Source organism: Halomonas ventosae (assembly GCF_004361885.1).
Lineage (GTDB): Bacteria > Pseudomonadota > Gammaproteobacteria > Pseudomonadales > Halomonadaceae > Halomonas > Halomonas ventosae_C.
This window is the reverse complement of record NZ_SNWH01000024.1, coordinates 12,864-33,350: the sequence shown is the minus strand read 5'-3', so window position 1 is coordinate 33,350 and position 20,487 is coordinate 12,864. Positions and strand designations below refer to the sequence as shown.

At 62.5% G+C, this 20,487-nt stretch carries 16 protein-coding genes, 4 tRNA genes and 1 rRNA gene; all 21 read left to right on the top strand.

Annotated elements, in window-relative coordinates; all coding sequences use genetic code 11:
• Nucleotides 1-79, top strand: a 5S ribosomal RNA gene (gene rrf, locus DFO68_RS16090); the annotation flags it as partial.
• A gap of 153 nt (nt 80-232) precedes the next feature.
• On the top strand, nt 233-1,216 hold the full coding sequence (locus DFO68_RS13560) for a biotin--[acetyl-CoA-carboxylase] ligase (RefSeq protein WP_133484170.1): 984 nt from the start codon (nt 233-235) through the stop codon (nt 1,214-1,216).
• A complete protein-coding gene (locus DFO68_RS13555; RefSeq protein WP_133484169.1) occupies nt 1,213-2,052 on the top strand; it encodes a type III pantothenate kinase in 840 nt (279 codons plus the stop codon). Before DFO68_RS13560 ends, DFO68_RS13555 begins: the two co-directional genes overlap by 4 nt.
• Nucleotides 2,053-2,167: 115 nt before the next feature.
• Nucleotides 2,168-2,251: transfer RNA gene (locus DFO68_RS13550), tRNA-Tyr, on the top strand.
• A 49-nt stretch (nt 2,252-2,300) separates the two neighbouring features.
• A tRNA-Gly gene (locus tag DFO68_RS13545) sits at nt 2,301-2,374 on the top strand.
• 29 nt (nt 2,375-2,403) lie between these two features.
• Nucleotides 2,404-2,478 (top strand) — tRNA-Thr (locus tag DFO68_RS13540).
• Between the two features lie 154 nt (nt 2,479-2,632).
• Nucleotides 2,633-2,708, top strand: a tRNA-Trp gene (locus tag DFO68_RS13535).
• Nucleotides 2,709-2,779: 71 nt separating this feature from the next.
• Entirely contained in the window at nt 2,780-3,148 is a 369-nt protein-coding gene (gene secE / locus DFO68_RS13530) for a preprotein translocase subunit SecE (RefSeq protein ID WP_166637580.1), read from the top strand.
• An 8-nt stretch (nt 3,149-3,156) separates the two neighbouring features.
• Nucleotides 3,157-3,690 carry a transcription termination/antitermination protein NusG gene (gene nusG / locus DFO68_RS13525; protein ID WP_040183153.1) on the top strand — a complete coding sequence of 178 codons (534 nt, stop codon included), beginning with the start codon at nt 3,157-3,159 and terminating at the stop codon, nt 3,688-3,690.
• Nucleotides 3,691-3,783: 93 nt separating this feature from the next.
• On the top strand, nt 3,784-4,215 hold the full coding sequence (rplK, locus tag DFO68_RS13520; RefSeq protein WP_133484167.1) for a 50S ribosomal protein L11: 432 nt from the start codon (nt 3,784-3,786) through the stop codon (nt 4,213-4,215).
• 2 nt (nt 4,216-4,217) lie between these two features.
• Nucleotides 4,218-4,910 carry a 50S ribosomal protein L1 gene (gene rplA, locus DFO68_RS13515; RefSeq protein ID WP_133484166.1) on the top strand — a complete coding sequence of 231 codons (693 nt, stop codon included), beginning with the start codon at nt 4,218-4,220 and terminating at the stop codon, nt 4,908-4,910.
• A 258-nt stretch (nt 4,911-5,168) separates the two neighbouring features.
• A complete protein-coding gene (rplJ, locus tag DFO68_RS13510; RefSeq protein WP_133484165.1) occupies nt 5,169-5,672 on the top strand; it encodes a 50S ribosomal protein L10 in 504 nt (167 codons plus the stop codon).
• Between the two features lie 90 nt (nt 5,673-5,762).
• Nucleotides 5,763-6,134: a 50S ribosomal protein L7/L12 gene (gene rplL / locus DFO68_RS13505; RefSeq protein ID WP_133484164.1), complete on the top strand. Its 372-nt coding sequence runs from the start codon at nt 5,763-5,765 to the stop codon at nt 6,132-6,134.
• Between the two features lie 232 nt (nt 6,135-6,366).
• Nucleotides 6,367-10,446, top strand: a complete 4,080-nt coding sequence (gene rpoB / locus DFO68_RS13500) for a DNA-directed RNA polymerase subunit beta (protein WP_133484163.1) — start codon at nt 6,367-6,369, stop codon at nt 10,444-10,446.
• Between the two features lie 10 nt (nt 10,447-10,456).
• Nucleotides 10,457-14,674 carry a DNA-directed RNA polymerase subunit beta' gene (gene rpoC / locus DFO68_RS13495; protein ID WP_133484162.1) on the top strand — a complete coding sequence of 1,406 codons (4,218 nt, stop codon included), beginning with the start codon at nt 10,457-10,459 and terminating at the stop codon, nt 14,672-14,674.
• Nucleotides 14,675-14,829: 155 nt separating this feature from the next.
• Complete coding sequence (rpsL, locus tag DFO68_RS13490; RefSeq protein WP_071943783.1) at nt 14,830-15,204, top strand: 30S ribosomal protein S12; 375 nt, start codon at nt 14,830-14,832, stop codon at nt 15,202-15,204.
• Nucleotides 15,205-15,322: 118 nt separating this feature from the next.
• On the top strand, nt 15,323-15,793 hold the full coding sequence (gene rpsG / locus DFO68_RS13485) for a 30S ribosomal protein S7 (RefSeq protein WP_133484161.1): 471 nt from the start codon (nt 15,323-15,325) through the stop codon (nt 15,791-15,793).
• Nucleotides 15,794-15,853: 60 nt separating this feature from the next.
• Nucleotides 15,854-17,974 carry an elongation factor G gene (fusA, locus tag DFO68_RS13480; protein WP_133484160.1) on the top strand — a complete coding sequence of 707 codons (2,121 nt, stop codon included), beginning with the start codon at nt 15,854-15,856 and terminating at the stop codon, nt 17,972-17,974.
• 29 nt (nt 17,975-18,003) lie between these two features.
• Entirely contained in the window at nt 18,004-19,197 is a 1,194-nt protein-coding gene (tuf, locus tag DFO68_RS13475; protein WP_133484159.1) for an elongation factor Tu, read from the top strand.
• Nucleotides 19,198-19,358: 161 nt separating this feature from the next.
• Nucleotides 19,359-19,670 carry a 30S ribosomal protein S10 gene (rpsJ, locus tag DFO68_RS13470; RefSeq protein WP_133484158.1) on the top strand — a complete coding sequence of 104 codons (312 nt, stop codon included), beginning with the start codon at nt 19,359-19,361 and terminating at the stop codon, nt 19,668-19,670.
• A gap of 164 nt (nt 19,671-19,834) precedes the next feature.
• Entirely contained in the window at nt 19,835-20,473 is a 639-nt protein-coding gene (rplC, locus tag DFO68_RS13465) for a 50S ribosomal protein L3 (protein ID WP_133484157.1), read from the top strand.
• Nucleotides 20,474-20,487: the final 14 nt, after the last annotated feature.

Genomic DNA, 20,487 nt, shown 5'->3' with positions numbered 1-20,487 from the left:
TGCCGAACTCAGCAGTGAAACCGCTCAGCGCCGATGGTAGTGTGGGGCCTCCCCATGCGAGAGTAGGTCATCGTCAGGCACTTATCCCGAAAAAAACCCCGAGTTCATTTGAGCTCGGGGTTTTTTTATGGGTGGCTCGTCATTCATGTCGCTTTATCCACTTTAGTCGTTGGCGTTTCCGGGCGATGGACGCATCCGCTAGAATGGCATGTTTCTCGTCAGGAGCATGAGTATGACCATTAGTGATCTGATCCGCCTCCTGAGCGATGGCGAATTTCACTCTGGCGAGCAGCTGGGCGAGCGGCTAGGCGTGTCGCGGGCGGCAGTATGGAAGCAGTTGCAGAAGCTCGAGTCCCTGGGCATTGCCATGGAGGCTGTCAAGGGCCAGGGATATCGCCTGGCCGAACGCCTAGAGCTCCTGAATGGCGGAAGCATTGCCGCCGGTCTCTCACCTGAAGCGAGTATCCATCTCACGCGACTGTTCGTCGAGGAGAGCCTGCCATCCAGCAACTCATTCCTGCGCGAACGCTTTGTACAGGGGGCTGGGCATGGTGAAGTCTGCCTGGTGGAGCAGCAGAGCGAGGGACGGGGACGGCGAGGGCGTTCCTGGGTGACTCCTTGGGGACGCACCCTGATGCTTTCGCTTGGTTGGCGGGTCGAGGGGGGGGTGTCTTCGCTGGAGGGGTTAAGCCTGGCGCTAGGGGTGGCACTCGCCAAGGTGCTTGAGCGCCATGGCCTCAAACCCCGCCTCAAGTGGCCCAACGATGTGCTGCTGGAAAGACCGGGCGGAGCGCTCGGCAAACTGGCCGGCATCCTGGTGGAGGTCAACGGGGATGCTGCCGGCCCCTGCGAGGTCGTGGTGGGCATGGGCATCAATGTTGACCTGCCTGCGGCATTTCGTGAGGGTATCGACCAGGCCGTCGCAGCGGTTCATGACCAGGCCCCAGCGCTCTCTCGCAATATCTTGGCCACCCAGCTGCTGGATGAATTGCTACCCCTGCTGGCGGAGTTCGAACGGCAGAGGTTTGCTGCCTGGCGTGACGACTGGAATGCCCGACACGCCTTCGTCGGTTGCGAGGTGGATATCCTCCAAGGTGGCACCCGAGAATCGGCGACCGCCGGAGAGGTGGACGAGACCGGCAACCTGTGGGTGCATCAGGATGGGCGGCCAGTGCGGCTTGCCGGTGGCGAGATCAGCGTGCGGAGACGCACATGATCCTCGACCTCGATATCGGCAATACTCTCTCCAAGTGGCGACTCAAGGATGCCGATAGCAGTGAGATCCGTTCCCGCGGAGCGGTTTGGACCCGCGAGGAATGGCGACCAGGCGCGGATATCCCGGATCTTGATGTCGTAGAGGCGGTACGTATCTCTAGCGTGGCACGCAAGGCGGTGCTCAAGGAGACAGTGGCACTGCTGCGCCATCGCGTCGGGACTGTACATGTGGCGCGCTCAACGCCCGAGGCCTTGGGCGTCACCAACGGCTATGAGGAGTCCGGTCGGCTGGGCGTCGATCGCTGGATGGGCGTCCTGGCGAGCTATCAGCTGGCTGGGGGCTGCTGTGCCGTGGATTGCGGAAGCGCGATCACTATCGACTTCGTACTGCCTGGTGGGCGTCACCTGGGGGGGTATATTCTGCCTGGGTTGCGGCTGATGAAGGAGAGTCTGAAGCTTGGCACGCGCAATGTGGCCATCGACCCGGACAGTGAGGCAGAAGAGTTGCTGGTCCCAGGCAGGCGGACCGTTGAGGCGGTCAATCATGGTATTTATATGGCGGCAGTGAGCGCGGTCAATCGCATTTATAGCGAAGTCTGTGATCAGCAGGGGGTGGCATTGCCGATGATACTGACCGGCGGTGACGCACGGGTTGTGTCGCGGGGTATTCAGATGCCTCATGCACTCTGGCCGGACATGGTCTATGGCGGACTTGAGGCCTGTTTCCCGCTGACCGCGGCCGAGCGGGCGGGTCATATGTCCGGGGCGCCCAAGGTAACCTCGCCGGCGGCCCTGGAAAAGATACGGGCCGCGCTTGCATTCTCGATACTGCTTTGACACAATTCGCCGCGTTCCGGATATGCATGCTCGCCAGGTATGCGAGGTTGCTCAAGAGGCAAGGAAAACAATCACTTGACACCGGAAAGATAGGCGGTAGAATACATCGCCAGCTGGAGGGGTTCCCGAGTGGCCAAAGGGAGCAGACTGTAAATCTGCCGCGAAAGCTTCGAAGGTTCGAATCCTTCCCCCTCCACCAGGTTTAGCCGCACCCGACAGGTCGAGTGGTGGCGCGCAAGAGTGGACCAGCGGGCATAGTTCAATGGTAGAACCTCAGCCTTCCAAGCTGATGATGCGGGTTCGATCCCCGCTGCCCGCTCCAGGCATCCTGTCAAGAGGTCTTCCGTTTTTGCTCATGTAGCTCAGGGGTAGAGCACACCCTTGGTAAGGGTGAGGTCGACGGTTCAAATCCGTCCATGAGCTCCATATCGAAAAGGCGAGCCTTGCTCGCCTTTTCTCTTTCTTCTTCCTGATGTGACTGATCACCGGAGAAAGGGTTGCCAGATAAAGCGACTTTCGCTATCATGGCGCCCGCTGTCGTACAGGCCGCCTGCAAAGGGCGGGTTGCAAGAGCAGATACAGGCCAGTAGCTCAATTGGCAGAGCAGCGGTCTCCAAAACCGCAGGTTGGGGGTTCGATTCCCTCCTGGCCTGCCAGTCTTCCCCAGGCTGGCGATATCTCATATACTTTCATGTTTCGATTGCCGCACCTGAGGAGTCTCGTTTCCATGAAGCATAACGCCGAGGTGCAGGAGTCGCGCCACGACGGGCTCAAGTGGGCGGTTGTCGTCACTCTGTTGGTGCTCGCCGTGGTTGGCAATACCTATTTCGCCGACCAGGCGCTTCTCTATCGTGTGCTTGGAGTCGTCGTGCTCAGCGTGGGGGCGGCGTTGGTGGCGCTGACCACGACCAAGGGTCGTGATCTGGTCGAGCTGGCCAGGAGTGCGAAGAAGGAAATTCAGCGTGTCGTCTGGCCGACGCGTCAGGAAACCGTGCAGACCACCGCCATCGTGTTGGTGGCCGTGCTCGTGGTCGGGCTGATGTTGTGGCTGATCGACACCCTTCTTGGCTGGGCGATGTCCGGCGTCATCGGTTAGGAGTTTTCATGTCCAAGCGTTGGTATGTCGTCCACGCCTACTCCGGCTTCGAAAAGCATGTCATGCGCTCGCTTATCGAGCGTGTGAAGATGCATGGCATGGAGGATCGTTTTGGCGAGATCCTGGTGCCCACCGAAGAGGTCGTCGAGGTGCGTGACGGCAAGCGTCGCAAGAGCGAGCGCAAGTTCTATCCCGGCTACGTGCTGGTCGAGATGGAGATGGATGACGAGACCTGGCATCTGGTCAACGAGACCCCGCGCGTCATGGGGTTCATCGGTGGCACCAAGGAGAAGCCGGCCCCGATCACCCGCAAGGAGGCCGATGCCATCCTTAGCCGGGTCAAGGACGGCACCGACAAGCCGAAGCCCAAGACGCTTTTCGAGCCGGGGCAGTCGGTGCGCGTCATCGACGGACCCTTCGCCGACTTCAACGGGGTCGTCGAGGAGGTCAACTACGACAAGAGCCGTGTGCAGGTCAGCGTGCTGATCTTCGGCCGCTCCACGCCCGTCGAGCTGGAGTTTGCCCAGGTCGAGAAGGAGTAATCTTCCCCTCCTGGCTGTTTCGTGGCAGCCACCCGACGGGTGGCTACGTAATCCGGGGAGCCGCAAGGCGCTACTACCCAACTGGAGTCCAACATGGCCAAAAAAGTACAGGCTTACATCAAGCTGCAGGTCGCAGCTGGCAAGGCCAACCCGAGTCCCCCCGTGGGCCCCGCGCTGGGCCAGCACGGCGTCAACATCATGGAGTTCTGCAAGGCGTTTAACGCCGCGACTCAGGATATCGAACCGGGCCTGCCGACCCCCGTGGTCATCACCGTCTACTCGGACCGCAGCTTCACCTTTATCACCAAGACCCCACCCGCGGCTGTCCTGCTGAAGAAGGCGGCTGGCATCAAGTCCGGCTCCGGCGAGCCGAACAAGACCAAGGTCGGCACCGTGACACGCGAGCAGCTCGAGGAGATCGCCAAGACCAAGGAGCCCGATCTGACGGCTGCCGATCTCGACGCCGCGGTGCGTACCATTGCCGGTAGTGCCCGCAGCATGGGCCTGAACGTGGAGGGTCTCTGATTATGGCCAAGCTCACCAAGCGCGCACAGATGATTCGCGAGCGGGTCGACACCAATCGCACCTACTCCCTCGACGAGGCCGTGGCCCTGCTCTCCGAGCTGTCCACCGTCAAGTTCAAGGAGTCGCTTGACGTCGCCATCAATCTGGGCGTCGATCCGCGTAAGTCCGACCAGGTCGTGCGTGGCGCCACCGTCATGCCCAACGGTACCGGTAAGGACGTGCGCGTCGCGGTCTTTACCCAGGGCGCTAACGTCGATGCCGCCAAGGAAGCGGGTGCCGATATCGTCGGCATGGACGACCTGGCCGAGCAGGTCAGGAAAGGTCAGCTCGACTTCGACGTGGTCATCGCCTCGCCGGACGCCATGCGTGTTGTCGGCCAGTTGGGCCAGATCCTCGGTCCGCGCGGCCTGATGCCGAACCCCAAGGTCGGCACCGTCACGGCCGACGTGGCCACCGCGGTCAGGAACGCCAAAGCCGGTCAGGTGCGTTTCCGTACCGACAAGAACGGCATCATCCACACCACCCTTGGCAAGGTCGATTTCGACGCTGCCGCCATCCAGGGCAACTTGGAGGCGCTGGTCGCCGACCTGAAGCGGCTCAAGCCAAGCACGTCCAAGGGCATCTATCTCAAGAAGGTCACCCTGTCCTCCACCATGGGCCCGGGGCTGACCATCGATCATTCCGCCCTGGCGTGATCGAGCGACGATCGAAACGATGGCAGGAACTTTGCGGTCCCCGTGCCGGGCTACCTCGCCGGCGGGGCATCGTCAAAGACCGCAGGTGCCGCGCTTCATGTGAGCACGGCTTAATCTTCCTTCGGGAAGGCCTGCGCAGATGGTGTGGCCGCCAGCTCTCTGGTGAGCACCATCACCCAGGACTCTCGGCCGTGGGTCGGGAGAGATGGTAACCACCGGAATCCTCTCGCGAGGTTCCGGCACGAAGGAGTGATCACTGTGCCACTAGCACTCGAAGGCAAGAAGGCAATTGTTGCCCAGGTCAGTGAAGCGGCCAAGGAGGCGCTCTCCGTCGTCGTTGCCGATTCTCGTGGCGTCGCGGTCAGCGCAATGACCGACCTGCGCAAGCAGGCCCGCGAGAATGGCGTGCAGATCCGTGTTGTCCGCAACACCCTGGCACGCCGCGCCCTGTCCGGAACTCCCTGGGAGATCCTGGACGAGACCTTCTCTGGACCGACCATGCTGGCTTTCTCCTACGAGCACCCGGGCGCCGCCGCCCGTCTGTTCAAGGAGTTCGCCAAGGCTCAGAAGGATTTCGAAGTCAAGGCGCTGGCCTACGAAGGTGAGCTGATCCCGGCAAGCGACATCGACCGTCTGGCAACCCTGCCGACCTACGATGAGGCAATCGCCAAGCTGATGTCCGTCATGAAGGAAGCGTCTGCCGGCAAGCTGGTCCGTACCCTTGCGGCGCTGCGCGACCAGAAGCAGGCAGAGGCCGCCTGAACGGCGAACTCTCGCGCTCAGTCCGAATCGAACATTGAATCTCCGAGCCATCGCGATGGCGAGGCTCCTGAAAAGTTAGGAATCTAGACAATGGCACTGACCAAAGAAGATATCATCAACGCCGTCGCCGACATGTCCGTGATGGAAGTGGCCGAGCTGATCGAGGCCATGGAAGAGAAGTTCGGGGTCTCGGCTGCCGCAGCCGTGGTGGCTGGCCCGGGTGGCGGTGAAGCGGCTGTCGAGGAAGAGCAGACCGAGTTCGACGTCGTGCTGACCGGCGTTGGCGACAAGAAGGTCAACGTGATCAAGGCGGTTCGCGAGATCACCGGCCTGGGCCTCAAGGAAGCCAAGGGTGCCGTCGATGGCGCACCGGCCACCATCAAGGAAGGCCTGTCCAAGGACGACGCCGAAGCGGCGAAGAAGAAGCTGGAAGAGGCCGGCGCGAGCGTGGAGCTCAAGTAACCCTTGTGCCCATGGCTTCACGCGCAGCGTAAGCTTCCATGGCTGGTGGCGGAACACCCGCTGCCGGCCTTTTTCTGTTGTCACTAGCCGGTTGCCTCCGGGCTCCCGACTAGCCGAATTCCGACGGCGAGCTTCCTGGTGGAGGCTTGCCGTCAGCGCCTGACGGCGCCGTACCCGTCAGGTGACGCCGATACGCATCGGTCACCCATGGTGAACAAGCTGGGGAATACAGATGGCTTACTCATACACTGAGAAAAAACGCATCCGCAAGGATTTCGGCAAACTGCCCCAAGTAATGGATGTGCCTTACCTGCTGGCCATCCAGCTTGATTCCTACTACGAATTTCTCCAGCAGGATCGCTCACCCGAAGAACGCCTTGAAATCGGCCTACATGCCGCCTTCAAGTCGGTCTTCCCGATCGCGAGCTTCTCCGGCAATGCTGCCCTGGAGTATGTCAGCTACCGTTTCGGCACTCCGGCCTTCGACGTCAAGGAGTGCCAGCTGCGTGGCGTCACCTATTCGGCCCCCCTGCGCGTTAAGGTTCGCCTGATCATCTACGACAAGGATTCGTCGAACAAGGCGATCAAGGACATCAAGGAGCAGGAAGTCTACATGGGGGAGATCCCCCTGATGACCGAGAACGGCACCTTCGTTATCAATGGTACCGAGCGCGTGATCGTCTCCCAGCTGCATCGCTCGCCGGGCGTGTTCTTCGACCATGACAAGGGCAAGAGCCATTCCTCCGGGAAGCTCTTGTACTCTGCTCGGGTGATCCCCTACCGTGGTTCCTGGCTCGACTTCGAGTTCGATCCCAAGGACAACGTCTTCGTGCGCATCGACCGTCGCCGCAAGCTGCCGGCCACGGTGCTGCTGCGTGCCCTGGGCATGAGCGCCGAGGAAATTCTCGACGAGTTCTTCGAGTTTAGCACTTTCCATATCGAGACCTCCGGCCTCTCCATGGATCTGGTGCCCTCGCGCCTGCGCGGTGAGACCGCCACCTTCGACATCAAGGACGGCGATGGCAACGTGGTCGTCGAGGAGGGTCGCCGGATCACCCAGAAGCACATCCGTCAGCTGGAGAAGGCTGGCCTCGAGCGCCTCGACGTGCCGATGGGCTACCTGTACGGCAAGACCCTGGCCAAGGACCAGGTCGACCCCAACACCGGCGAGCTGATCTGCCCTTGCAACACCGAGATCACCCCCGAGCTGCTGGAGAAGATCGCTCAGGCGGGCATCACCACTCTCGAGACGTTGTATACCAACGACCTCGACTGTGGCCCCTTCATCTCCGACACCCTCAAGCTGGACACTACCGGGTCCCGCCTCGAGGCGCTGGTCGAGATCTACCGCATGATGCGCCCCGGCGAGCCACCCACCAAGGAAGCCGCCGAGACGCTGTTCAACAACCTGTTCTTCAGCGAGGACCGCTACGATCTCTCGGGTGTGGGCCGCATGAAGTTCAACCGCCGCCTGCGTCGCGACAGCGACACCGGCTCTGGCGTGCTGAACCAGCAGGACATCCTCGACGTGTTGCGCGAGATGATCGCCATCCGTAATGGTTTTGGTGATGTCGACGACATCGACCATCTGGGCAACCGTCGCATCCGCTGCGTCGGCGAGATGGCCGAGAACCAGTTCCGCGTGGGCCTGGTGCGTGTCGAGCGTGCGGTCAAGGAGCGTCTCTCCATGGCCGAGAGCGAAGGCCTGATGCCGCAGGACCTGATCAACGCCAAGCCGGTAGCGGCGGCGGTCAAGGAGTTCTTCGGCTCGAGCCAGCTCTCGCAGTTCATGGACCAGAACAACCCACTCTCCGAGGTCACCCACAAGCGGCGCGTCTCGGCGCTCGGCCCAGGCGGGTTGACCCGTGAGCGGGCCGGTTTCGAGGTGCGTGACGTCCACGCCACCCACTATGGCCGCCTGTGTCCGATCGAGACGCCGGAAGGTCCGAACATCGGCCTGATCAACTCCCTGGCCACTTACAGTCACACCAACAGCTACGGCTTCCTCGAGACGCCGTACCGTAAGGTCGTGGATAGCCAGGTGACCGATGACGTGGTGCATCTCTCGGCCATCGAGGAGGGCGACTTCGTCATCGCCCAGGCCTCTGCCACCGTCGACGAATCAAACAAGCTGGTCGATGACCTGGTGCAGGTTCGCCACCGTGGCGAGACCACCTTCATGCGTCCCGAGCAGGTCACCCTGATGGACGTGTCGCCGCGCCAGGTGGTCTCGGTGGCGGCGGCCTTGATCCCGTTCCTCGAGCACGACGATGCTAACCGCGCCCTGATGGGGGCCAACATGCAGCGTCAGGCCGTGCCGACCCTGCGTGCCGACAAGCCGCTGGTGGGCACCGGCATGGAGCGCTTCGTGGCGCGTGACTCCGGCGTCTGCGAGGTGGCGCGTCGCGGCGGGGTGATCGATTCGGTCGATGCCAAGCGCATTGTGGTGCGGGTCAGCGAGGAGGAGATCATCGGCGGCGAGGCCGGCGTCGACATCTACAACCTGACCAAGTACCTGCGCTCCAACCAGAACACCTGCCAGAACCAGCGGCCCATCGTGCGCCCCGGCGACAGCGTGGCGCGCGGCGATATCCTTGCCGATGGTCCCTCGGTAGACATGGGCGACCTGGCGCTGGGTCAGAACATGCGCATCGCCTTCATGCCGTGGAATGGCTACAACTTCGAGGACTCCATCCTGCTCTCCGAGCGGACGGTTCAGGAAGATCGCTTCACTACCATCCACATCCAGGAACTGACCTGCGTATCGCGTGACACCAAGCTGGGGCCGGAGGAGATCACTTCCGACATCCCCAACGTCGGCGAGTCGGCGCTGGGCAAGCTGGATGAGGCCGGGGTGGTCTATATCGGTGCCGAGGTGGGCGCCGGCGATATCCTGGTGGGCAAGGTCACGCCCAAGGGCGAGACCCAGCTGACCCCGGAAGAAAAGCTGCTGCGCGCCATCTTCGGCGAGAAGGCCAGCGACGTGAAGGACACCTCGCTGCGTGCTCCCACCGGCATGAAGGGTACGGTCATCGATGTCCAGGTGTTCACCCGCGACGGCGTGGAGAAGGACTCCCGGGCACTCTCCATCGAACAGATGCAGCTCGACGAGGTGCGCAAGGACCTTCAGGAAACCTACCGCATCGCTGAGGATGCCACCTTCGAGCGTCTCAAGCGCACCCTCTCCGGCCAGGTCGTCAACGGCGGCCCCAAGCTGAAGAAGGGCGATGTGCTCTCCGACAGCTACCTCGAGGAGCTGCCGCGTCAGCAGTGGTTCAAGCTGCGTCTGCAGGACGAAACCTTCAACGAGCTGCTCGCCCAGGCCGACGAGCAGCTGGAGAACCGTCGCAAGGAGATGGACGAGCGCTTCGAGGATAAGAAGCGCAAGCTCACCCAGGGCGACGACCTGGCGCCGGGCGTGCTGAAGATCGTCAAGGTCTACCTGGCGATCAAGCGCCGCCTGCAGCCGGGCGACAAGATGGCCGGCCGTCACGGCAATAAGGGTGTCATCTCGGCGATCATGCCCATCGAGGACATGCCCTTCGACGACAACGGCGAGCCTATCGACGTGGTGTTGAACCCCCTGGGCGTGCCCTCGCGGATGAACGTGGGCCAGATCCTCGAAACCCACCTAGGCATGGCGGCTCGCGGCCTCGGGGTTAAGATCGAGGGGCTGCTGCGCGATGCCCGCGAGCAACAGGTGGCCGAAATCCGCGACTTCCTGGGGCAGGTCTACAACACCACCCAGGGAACCCGCGTCGAGGATCTCGACTCGCTCTCCGACCAGGAGGTGATCGCCCTGGCCAACAACCTCAAGGGCGGCGTGCCCATGTCCACACCGGTGTTCGATGGCGCCCAGGAGCACGAGATCAAGCACCTGCTGCGCCTGGCCGATCTGCCGGATTCGGGCCAGATGACCCTCTACGATGGTCGTACCGGCGATGCCTTCGACCGTCCGGTGACCGTGGGCTACATGTACATGCTCAAGCTCAACCACCTGGTGGATGACAAGATGCATGCGCGCTCCACCGGCTCCTACTCGCTGGTGACCCAGCAGCCGCTGGGCGGCAAGGCGCAGTTCGGTGGTCAGCGCTTCGGTGAGATGGAGGTCTGGGCCCTGGAGGCCTACGGTGCGGCCTACACGCTTCAGGAGATGCTCACCGTCAAGTCCGACGACGTGGAGGGGCGCACCAAGATGTACAAGAGCATCGTGGACGGCGACCACACCATGCAGGCGGGTATGCCGGAGTCCTTCAACGTGCTGGTGAAGGAAATTCGCTCGCTGGGCATCGATATCGAGTTAGAGAGCTAGGAGCCTCCCCATGAAAGATTTGGTGAAAGTCCTCAAATCGCAGTCTCAGTCCGACGAGTTCGACGCGATCAAGATCACGCTGGCGTCGCCGGACATGATTCGCTCCTGGTCCTACGGCGAGGTCAAGAAGCCCGAGACCATCAACTACCGCACCTTCAAGCCGGAGCGCGACGGCCTGTTCTGCGCCAAGATCTTCGGTCCGGTGAAGGACTATGAGTGCCTGTGCGGCAAGTACAAGCGCATGAAGCATCGCGGCATCATCTGCGAGAAGTGCGGCGTCGAGGTCACCAAGGCGGCGGTGCGCCGCGAGCGCATGGGCCACATCGAGCTGGCAAGCCCAGTCGCCCACATCTGGTTCCTCAAGTCGCTACCGTCGCGCATCGGCATGTTCCTGGACATGACCCTGCGCGATATCGAGCGCGTGCTCTACTTCGAGAGCTTCATGGTCATCGATCCGGGCATGACCACGCTCGATCGTGGCCAACTGCTCAATGACGAGCAGTACTTCGAGGCCCTCGAGGAGTTTGGTGACGACTTTGACGCCCGCATGGGGGCCGAGGCTGTCCAGGCGCTGCTCAAGGACATCGACCTCGAGGAGGAGATCGGTCGCCTGCGCGAAGAGATCCCGCAGACCAACTCCGAGACCAAGATCAAGAAACTCTCCAAACGCCTCAAGCTGCTGGAGGCCTTCCAGGGCTCGGGCAATGACCCGGCATGGATGGTCATGGAGGTGCTGCCGGTGTTGCCGCCGGACCTGCGTCCGCTGGTGCCGCTGGACGGCGGCCGCTTCGCGACCTCGGACCTCAACGATCTGTACCGGCGCGTGATCAACCGCAACAACCGCTTGAAGCGGCTGCTCGACCTCAATGCGCCCGACATCATCGTGCGCAACGAGAAGCGCATGCTGCAGGAGTCGGTGGACGCCCTGCTCGACAACGGCCGTCGCGGCCGGGCCATCACGGGGTCCAACAAGCGCCCGCTGAAGTCCCTGGCCGACATGATCAAGGGCAAGCAGGGCCGCTTCCGCCAGAACCTGCTGGGCAAGCGCGTCGACTACTCCGGCCGCTCGGTGATCACCGTGGGCCCGACCCTGCGCCTGCACCAGTGCGGGCTGCCCAAGAAGATGGCGCTGGAGCTGTTCAAGCCGTTCATCTACTCCAAGCTACAGAGCCTCGGCTATGCCTCGACCATTAAAGCCGCCAAGAAGATGGTCGAGCGCGAGACAGCGGAGGTGTGGGACATCCTCGCCGACGTCATCCGCGAGCATCCGGTGCTGCTCAACCGCGCGCCGACCCTGCACCGCCTGGGTATTCAGGCCTTCGAGCCGCTGTTGATCGAGGGCAAGGCCATCCAGCTGCACCCGCTGGTGTGTGCCGCCTACAACGCCGACTTCGACGGTGACCAGATGGCGGTGCATGTGCCGCTGACCCTGGAGGCCCAGCTCGAGGCCCGCGCGCTGATGATGGCCACCAATAACGTGCTGTCACCGGCCAACGGCGAGCCGATCATCGTGCCGTCCCAGGACGTGGTGCTGGGTCTCTATTACATGACCCGCGAGCGCATCAACGCCAAGGGCGAGGGCATGGTGTTCTCCGGCCTCGATGAGGTGGAGCGCGCCTTCGGCACCCAGAGCGTGTCGATGCATGCTCGCGTCACGGTGCGCCTCGACGAGGTGGACATCGACGAGGAGACCGGCGAGAAAAGCCATCATCGCCGCCTCTATGACACCACAGTGGGTCGTGCGCTGCTGTTCCGCATCCTGCCCGAGGGTGTTCCCTTCGCGCTGGTCGACCAACCGATGAAGAAGAAGGCCATCTCGAAGCTGATCAACGAGGTCTATCGTCGCGCCGGCCTCAAGCCGACGGTGATCTTCGCCGACCAGCTGATGTACACCGGCTTCCGCCTGGCCACCTGGTCCGGCGCCTCCATCGGCGTCAACGACTTCGTCATCCCCGAGGCCAAGGCCGAGATTGTCGACGCCGCCGAGGACGAGGTGAAGGAGATCGAGGACCAGTTCTCCTCGGGTCTCGTCACCGCCGGTGAGAAGTACAACAAGGTCATCGACATCTGGGCGCGGGCCAACGACCAGGTGGCCAAGGCGATGATGGCCGGCATCTCCAAGGAGACCGTGGTCGACCGCGACGGCAAGGAGGTCGAGCAGGACTCCTTCAACAGCGTGTTCATCATGGCCGACTCGGGTGCTCGGGGTAGCGCCGCCCAGATCCGCCAGCTTGCCGGCATGCGCGGGCTGATGGCCAAGCCCGATGGCTCAATCATCGAGACCCCGATCGTCGCCAACTTCCGCGAGGGCCTCAACGTCCTGCAGTACTTCATCTCGACCCACGGCGCGCGCAAGGGCCTGGCGGACACGGCGCTCAAGACCGCCAACTCCGGTTATCTGACCCGTCGCCTGGTCGACGTGGCTCAGGACATGGTGATCACCGAGCCGGACTGCGGCACCGAGCGCGGCCTGACGCTTCACCCGGTCATCGAGGGCGGCGATATCATCGTCTCGCTGGCCCAGCGCGTCCTGGGTCGCGTGGTGGCCCAGGACGTCATCGACCCGGCCAGCGACGATGTGCTGATTCCGCGCGGTACCCTGCTCGACGAGAAGTGGTGCGCCGAACTCGAGACCATGGGCGTCGACGAGATCGTGGTGCGTTCGACCATTACCTGCGAGACGCCGCACGGTGTCTGCTCGGCCTGTTACGGGCGTGACCTGGCGCGCGGCCACCAGGTCAACATCGGCGAGTCCGTGGGCGTCATTGCTGCCCAGTCCATCGGCGAGCCGGGCACCCAGCTGACCATGCGCACCTTCCACATCGGTGGCGCGGCCTCCCGGGCCTCCGCGGTGGACAGCGTCCAGGTCAAGCATGGCGGCAAGGTGCGCCTGCATAACATCAAGTATGTCGAGCGCGCTGACGGCAAGCTGGTGGTGGTCTCCCGCTCCAGTGCCCTGGCGGTGGCCGATGATCACGGCCGCGAGCGCGAGTACTACAAACTGCCCTACGGCGCCGAGCTGGATGTGCGCGACGGCGATAGTGTCGAGGCGGGCCAGGCCGTGGCTAAGTGGGACCCCCACACCCACCCGATCATCGCCGAGGCCGAGGGGCGGGTGCAGTACAGCGACCTCGACGAGGGCGTCACCATGCACCGCACCGTCGACGAGATGACAGGCCTCTCCTCCATCGAGGTGATCGAGTCGGCGGCGCGGCCCATGGCTGGCCGCGACAAGCGTCCGATGATCCTGCTGACCGACGCCGACGGCAAGCCGGTCACCGTATCCGGTTCGGACACGCCGGTGCAGTATCCGCTGCCCGGCAAGGCGATCATCACCGTCGATAACGGCTCAACGATCGGCGTCGGCGAGGTGGTGGCGCGTATCCCGGTGGAGGCCACCGGCAACAAGGACATCACCGGGGGTCTGCCGCGGGTCGCCGACCTGTTCGAAGCACGCAAGCCCAAGGAGCCGGCGATCCTTGCCGAGATCAGCGGCGTGATCAGCTTCGGCAAGGAGACCAAGGGCAAGCGGCGCCTGGCCATTACCCCGGAAGACGGTGATCCGTTCGAGATGCTGATCCCCAAGTGGCGCCAGATCGCCGTTTTCGAGGGCGAGTCGGTGGAGAAGGGTGAGGTGATCTCGGACGGTCCGAGCAACCCGCACGACATTCTGCGCCTGCTGGGCATTGCCGAACTGGCCAAGTACATCACCACCGAGGTGCAGGACGTCTACCGCCTGCAGGGCGTGGGCATCAACGACAAGCACATCGAGGTGATCGTGCGTCAGATGCTGCGCAAGGTGGAGATTACCGATGCCGGTGACAGTGACTTCATCCCCGGCGATCAGGCCGAACTGGTTCGGGTGCTCGAGCAAAACGCGCGCCTGGAAAAGGAAGACAAGTTCCCGGCCAAGTACCAGCGGCTGCTGCTGGGGATCACCAAGGCGAGCCTGGCCACCGAGTCGTTCATCTCCGCGGCCTCCTTCCAGGAGACCACGCGGGTGCTGACCGAGGCGGCGGTGACCGGCAAGCGTGACTACCTGCGCGGCCTGAAGGAGAACGTGGTGGTGGGCCGCCTGATCCCGGCCGGTACCGGCCTGACCCACCATGCGGAGCGTCGCCGCAAGCGTGAAGACGCCGAGCGGCTGCGCCACCCGTCGGCCTACGACGTCGAGCAGGAGCTGGGCGCCCAGCTCACCGCCCTGGACTCGGACGACGACGAGATCTGACGTGCGCGTCACGGCACTGCGCCTCCCCTGGGAGGCGCAGTGCTTGACGACGCGTGGCGTCAGCCATTAGAATGCGCAGCCTTTAACAGTGGGGTGGGTGCGCCCGCACCCGCTGAAAACTAGGCAAGGCAACCCATTGGAGTCAGCGACACACCATGGCAACGATCAACCAGCTCGTGCGCAAGCCGCGCAAGCGCCAGGCCGCCAAGAGCGACGTGCCTGCACTGCAGGCCTGCCCACAGAAGCGCGGCGTCTGTACTCGCGTCTACACCACCACCCCGAAGAAGCCGAACTCCGCACTGCGCAAGGTGTGCCGTGTTCGCCTGACCAACGGCTACGAGGTCTCCTCGTATATTGGTGGTGAAGGCCACAACCTCCAGGAGCACTCCGTGGTGCTGATTCGTGGCGGCCGCGTCAAGGATCTTCCCGGTGTGCGCTATCACACCGTGCGTGGCGCCTTGGACACCTCCGGCGTGCAGAACCGCAAGCAGGGCCGTTCCAAGTACGGCACCAAGCGTCCCAAGGTCTGACCGGGCAGGGTACGCGACAGTCTCCCAATTTGACCACGGTCTGATAAGAGTAAGGTCGAGCGCTGCTATCGGCAGGAGTCTCGGGTTTACCTGAAGGATCCTTTGATGAGGGCTTATCATGCCTAGAAGAAGAGTAGCGGCCAAGCGCGAGATCCTCCCGGATCCCAAGTTCGGAAGCGAGCGCCTGGCAAAGTTCATGAACCACCTGATGATCGGCGGCAAGAAGTCTGTGGCTGAGCGTATCGTCTATGGTGCGCTGGATAGGGTTGCCGAGCGTAGCAAGGACGAGCCGCTGGAGATCTTCGACAAGGCGCTGGAAGCTATCCAGCCCATGGTCGAGGTCAAATCCCGCCGTGTTGGCGGCGCGACCTACCAGGTGCCTGTGGAGGTTCGTCCCTCGCGCCGTCATGCACTGGCCATGCGCTGGCTGGTCGATGCGGCCCGTCGCCGTGGCGAGAAGACCATGGTGCTGCGCCTCGCCGGCGAGATGCTCGATGCCGCCGAAGGCAAGGGCTCGGCCGTCAAGAAGCGGGAAGACGTGCATCGCATGGCAGAAGCCAACAAGGCCTTCTCTCATTATCGCTTCTAAATGCACCGCTTCTGAGTGTAGCGCTTCACTACGCATCGCCAACCAACGGGGAGTTCCAACGTGGCTCGCAAGACTCCGCTAAAACGCTACCGCAACATCGGTATCGTTGCGCACGTAGACGCCGGCAAGACCACTACCACCGAGCGCATCCTGTTCTATACCGGCCTGTCCCACAAGGTCGGCGAGGTCCATGAGGGTGCCGCCACCATGGACTGGATGGAGCAGGAGCAGGAGCGTGGCATCACCATCACCTCCGCGGCGACCACCTGCTTCTGGCAGGGCATGAACAAGCAGTTCGAAGAACATCGCATCAATATCATCGACACCCCCGGGCACGTCGACTTCACCATCGAGGTGGAGCGCTCACTGCGCGTACTCGACGGCGCCGTCGTGGTGCTGTGCGGCTCCTCCGGCGTACAGCCGCAGACCGAGACCGTATGGCGCCAGGCGAATAAGTACGAAGTCCCGCGCATGGTCTTCGTCAACAAGATGGACCGCACCGGTGCCGACTTCTTCATGGTCGTCGATCAGCTCAAGCAGAAGTTGGGCGCCAATGCCGTGCCGATCCAGATCAACTGGGGCACCGAGGAAGATTTCAAAGGCGTCATCGATCTCATCCAGATGAAGGCCATCCTCTGGGATGAAGAGAACTTCGGCATGAACTACGAGCTGGTGGATATCCCCGCCGAGCTCCAGGAGACAGCCGAGAAGTATCGTGAGGAGATGGTCGAGGCGGCCGCCGAATCCTCTGAGGAACTGATGGACAAGTACCTCGAAGAGGGCGAGCTCACCCCCGAAGAGATCAAGGCCGGTCTGCGCCGTCGTACCCTGGACAACGAAATCGTTCTGGTGACCTGCGGCTCGGCGTTCAAGAACAAGGGCGTGCAGGCCGTGCTGGATGGTGTCATCGAGTACATGCCGTCGCCCACCGAGGTCAAGGCCATCGAAGGTGAGCTGGACGACAAGGACGGCACTATCGCCACCCGCGAGGCGGACGATAGCGCCCCCTTCTCCGCGCTGGCGTTCAAGATTGCCACCGACCCCTTCGTCGGCACCCTGACCTTCATTCGCGTCTATTCGGGCGTGCTGAAGTCGGGCGATAGCGTCTACAACTCCGTCAAGGAGAAGAAGGAGCGTGTCGGTCGTATCGTTCAGATGCATGCCAACTCCCGCGAGGAAATCAAGGAAGTGCTGGCTGGCGATATCGCCGCCTGCATCGGCCTCAAGGACGTCACCACCGGTGATACCCTGTGCGACCTGAACGACAAGATCGTGCTTGAGCGCATGGAGTTCCCCGATCCGGTGATCTCCGTGGCTGTGGAGCCGAAGTCCAAGGCCGACCAAGAGAAGATGGGTGTGGCGCTGGGCAAGCTAGCCCAGGAGGATCCCTCCTTCCAGGTCCGCACCGATGAGGAGACCGGCCAAACCATCATTTCCGGCATGGGTGAGCTGCACCTTGATATCCTCGTCGACCGCATGCGTCGTGAGTTCAAGGTCGAGGCCAATATCGGCAAGCCACAGGTGGCCTATCGCGAGACCATTCGTGCCAAGGTCGAACAGGAAGGCAAGTTCGTTCGCCAGTCTGGTGGACGCGGCCAATACGGTCATGTATGGCTGCGCATCGAGCCGCTCACCGCAGAGGACAAGGGCGAAGACGAAGACATGCACTTCAAGTTCGCCTCGGAGATCGTTGGCGGCGTGGTTCCCAAGGAATACGTGCCGGCCGTCGAGAAAGGGGCCTACGAGCAGCTGCAGAACGGTGTCATCGCGGGCTATCCGATGATTGACGTCAAGGTCACGCTGTTCGACGGTTCCTACCATGACGTGGACTCGAACGAGACCGCGTTCAAGGTTGCCTCTTCCATGGCCGTCAAGGAAGGTGCCAAAAAGGCCAAGGCCGTGCTCCTCGAGCCGGTGATGAAGGTCGAGGTCGTGACCCCGGAGGAGTTCATGGGGGATGTGATGGGCGACCTGAACCGCCGTCGTGGCCTTGTCCAGGGCATGGATGACTCCTCCATGGGCAAGGTCATCCGCGCCACGGTACCTCTGGCTGAGATGTTCGGTTACGCGACCGATCTGCGTTCTCAGTCTCAGGGCCGCGCAAGCTACGTCATGGAGTTTGCGGACTACGAAGAGGCGCCGTCCAGCGTCGTTGAAGCCGTCATCAACCAGAACGGTTAACCGTTAGCTAACGTAAAGAGGTTATAGCAGTGGCTAAGGAAAAATTTGAACGTTCCAAACCGCACGTCAACGTCGGTACCATCGGTCACGTCGACCACGGCAAGACCACGCTGACTGCGGCCCTGACTCGCGTTTCCGCCGAGGTGTTCGGTGGCGACTGGAGTGAGTTCGACGCCATCGACAATGCGCCGGAAGAGCGTGAGCGCGGCATCACCATCGCCACCTCTCACGTCGAGTACCAGTCCGAGGCGCGTCACTATGCGCACGTGGACTGCCCGGGACACGCCGACTACGTCAAGAATATGATCACTGGTGCCGCTCAGATGGACGGCGCTATCCTGGTCGTGTCCGCTGCCGACGGTCCCATGCCGCAGACCCGTGAGCACATCCTGCTGTCTCGCCAGGTCGGCGTGCCGTACATCGTCGTGTTCCTGAACAAGGCCGACATGGTCGACGACGAGGAGCTCCTGGAGCTGGTCGAGATGGAGGTTCGTGAACTCCTCGACGAGTATGACTTCCCGGGTGATGACACACCGATCATTACTGGTTCCGCCCTGATGGCCCTGGAAGGCAAGGACGACAACGGCATGGGTACCACTGCCGTGGCCAACCTGATCAAGGCGCTGGATGACTACATCCCGGAGCCCGAGCGTGCCATTGATCAGCCGTTTTTGATGCCGATCGAGGATGTATTCTCCATCTCCGGCCGCGGCACCGTGGTCACCGGCCGTGTCGAGCGTGGCGTTGTCAAGGCCGGTGAGGAGGTCGAGATCGTCGGTATTCGCGACACCGTCAAGACTGTCGTCACCGGCGTCGAGATGTTCCGCAAGCTGCTCGACGAAGGGCGTGCCGGTGAGAACGTCGGTGCCCTACTGCGCGGCACCAAGCGTGACGATGTCGAGCGTGGTCAGGTCTTGGCCAAGCCGGGCACCATCACCCCGCATACCAAGTTCGAGGCCGAGGTGTATGTGCTGAGCAAGGACGAGGGGGGGCGTCACACCCCGTTCTTCAAGGGCTATCGTCCGCAGTTCTACTTCCGTACCACCGATATCACCGGTACCTGCGAACTGCCGGAAGGCGTCGAGATGGTCATGCCGGGTGACAACGTTAAGATGGTGGTCAGCCTGATCGCTCCGATCGCCATGGATGACGGCCTGCGCTTCGCCATCCGTGAAGGCGGCCGTACCGTCGGCGCTGGTGTCGTGGCCAAGATCCTCGAGTAAGGTTTCGCTGCTTGACCGATTGAAGGGGGCTCCGTAAGGAGCCCCCTTTCTGCGCACCGGAGCGAGTGTTTGACTCTCGTCGCCGGCGTGACTATAATGCGCATCCTTTGAATGCGTGGGTTGACGGCTCGCGCCGTCAGATTCCATTGGAGTTAGGGCAAATGCAGAACCAGAAGATTCGCATTCGGTTGAAGGCCTTCGACCATCGCCTGATCGACCAGTCCGCCGCGGAAATCGTAGATACCGCCAAGCGTACCGGCGCCCAGGTGCGTGGTCCGATTCCTCTACCGACCAATCGCGAGCGCTATACCGTGCTGATCTCGCCACACGTCAACAAGGACGCGCGCGACCAGTACGAGATTCGTACCCACAAGCGGGTGCTCGACATCGTCGAACCCACCGAAAAGACCGTTGATGCACTGATGAAGCTCGACCTCGCCGCCGGCGTGGACGTGCAGATCAAGCTCAACTGACACCACACTAGACACTTCGCGGCCCAGCGCCTGGTCTGCCCAACGATAGGCAGCGCTACGCAGCAGCCGCCACGCCGGGATGGCGTCATACAACGTGCTAGTGGAATGCTCTGGAAAGGGCAGCCATAGCGGGTGATAGCCCCGTACACTATAGGAGACTGAGAATGACTATCGGTTTAGTCGGTAGGAAGGCCGGTATGACCCGCGTCTTCACCGAAGACGGTGCATCCGTGCCCGTGACCGTGATCGAGGTTGAGCCCAACCGCGTGACGCGCGTGAAGTCCGTCGAGAGCGACGGCTACGCCGCGGTTCAGGTGACAACCGGCTCCCGCAAGGCCAAGCATCTGTCGAAAGCCCAGGCCGGGCAGTTCGCCAAGGCAGGTGTCGAGGCCGGTCGTTCGCTGATGGAGTTCCGCCTGACAGAAGGCGTTGATGCTCTGGAAGTGGGCGGCGAACTCACCGTATCCCTCTTCGAAGCTGGTCAGATGGTCGACGTGACCGGCACCTCCAAGGGCAAGGGTTTCCAGGGCGCCGTCAAGCGCTGGAACTTCCGCACCCAGGACAACACCCACGGTAACTCCCTGTCGCATCGCGCGCCGGGTTCCATCGGCATGTGCCAGACGCCGGGCCGCGTGTTCAAGGGCAAGAAGATGGCTGGCCAGATGGGCAATGTGCGCTGCACCGTGCAGAGCCTGCAAATCGTCCGTGTCGATGCCGAACGTAACCTGTTGCTGATCAAGGGTGCCGTACCCGGTGCCACCGGCAGTGATGTCATCGTGCGCAGCGCCGTCAAAGCAGGCTGAAGGGGAACTTACCG